The 1,758-nt window shown below is 55.9% G+C and carries 1 rRNA gene (cut by a window edge); it reads left to right on the forward strand.

Features of this window, described 5'->3' with window-relative positions:
• The first annotated feature begins 56 nt into the window (after window positions 1-56).
• Window positions 57-1,758: ribosomal RNA gene (locus ACFY1H_RS49545) — 23S ribosomal RNA — on the forward strand; it runs 1,488 nt beyond the window's last position.

A 1,758-nucleotide genomic window follows, 5' to 3' on the forward strand; every position in this document is an offset into this window, starting at 1 on the left:
CTGTTTGTTTCTGGTGTGGTGTTTGAGAACTGTAGAGTGGATGCGAGCATCTTTGTGGTCAAGTTGTTAAGGGCACATGGTGGATGTCTTGGCTTCAGGAGCCGATGAAGGACGTAGGAGGCTGCGATAAGCCTCGGGGAGCTGTCAACCGAGCTGTGATCCGAGGATTTCCGAATGGGGAAACCCAGCACCAGTGATGTGGTGTTACCCGCCGGTGAATATATAGCCGGTGTGGAGGGAACGCGGGGAAGTGAAACATCTCAGTACCCGTAGGAAGAGAAAACAACCGTGATTCCGTGAGTAGTGGCGAGCGAAAGCGGAAGAGGCTAAACCTTGCGTATGTCAAGCTGTCAGGCGTTGTACGTGTGGTGTTGTGGGACCCGCCTTGGAAGGGCTGACACTCTTCCGGGTTGATGTGCTGGTTAGTGGAACGCCTTGGGATGGGCGACCGGAGTGGGTGAGAGTCCCGTACGCGAAAGCCAGTTTTCATTGATCTTGGTGGTGTTCCCGAGTAGCAGCGAGCTCGTGGAATTTGCTGTGAATCTGCCGGGACCACCCGGTAAGCCTAAATACTTCCTGAAGACCGATAGCGGACGAGTACCGTGAGGGAAAGATGAAAAGTACCCCGGGAGGGGAGTGAAAGAGTACCTGAAACCGTGTGCCTACAAGCCGTCAGAGCCTATGGGTGATGGCGTGCCTTTTGAAGAATGAGCCTGCGAGTTAGTGCTGCGTGGCGAGGTTAACCCGTGTGGGGTAGCCGTAGCGAAAGCGAGTCTGAATAGGGCGATATAGTCGCGTGGTCTAGACCCGAAGCGGAGTGATCTACCCATGGCCAGGGTGAAGCGTCGGTAAGACGTCGTGGAGGCCCGAACCCACCAGGGTTGAAAACCTGGGGGATGAGCTGTGGGTAGGGGTGAAAGGCCAATCAAACTCCGTGATAGCTGGTTCTCCCCGAAATGCATTTAGGTGCAGCGTCACATGTTTCACCACGGGGGTAGAGCTACTGGATGGTCTAGGGGCCTTACCGGGTTACCGAAATCAACCAAACTCCGAATACCGTGGTGTGAGAGTGTGGCAGTGAGACGGCGGGGGATAAGCTTCGTCGTCGAGAGGGAAACAGCCCAGAACACCAGCTAAGGCCCCTAAGTGTGTGCTCAGTGGGAAAGGATGTGGGATTGCCCAGACAACCAGGAGGTTGGCTTAGAAGCAGCCACCCTTGAAAGAGTGCGTAATAGCTCACTGGTCAAGTGGTCCTGCGCCGACAATGTAGCGGGGCTTAAGCACACCGCCGAAGCTGTGTCATTGACACAATAGATCCGCTTTCTTCTTCGGAAGATTGTGTAGTCGTGTTGATGGGTAGGGGAGCGTCCTGCATCCAGGGAAGCGGCCGTGTAAACGAGTCGTGGAGGGTGTGGGAGTGAGAATGCAGGCATGAGTAGCGAATGCAGAGTGAGAAACTCTGCCGCCGGATGACCAAGGGTTCCTGGGCCAGGCTAATCCGCCCAGGGTAAGTCGGGACCTAAGGCGAGGCCGACAGGCGTAGTCGATGGACAACGGGTTGATATTCCCGTACCCGAGCATGTGCGCCCATGACGAGGCGTTTGATACTAACCACCCAAAGCGTGTTGGTGAAGCCTTCGGGTGGAGCCGGCATTGTGGAGCGTGGGACCTGATTTCGTAGTAGTCAAGCGATGGGGTGACGCAGGAAGGTAGCTCCGCCAGGCGATGGTTGTCCTGGTGTAAGCGTGTAGGCCGAGT

Origin of the sequence: Amycolatopsis sp. NPDC001319, assembly GCF_042896185.1 — a bacterium.
Taxonomy (GTDB): Bacteria; Actinomycetota; Actinomycetes; order Mycobacteriales; family Pseudonocardiaceae; genus Amycolatopsis.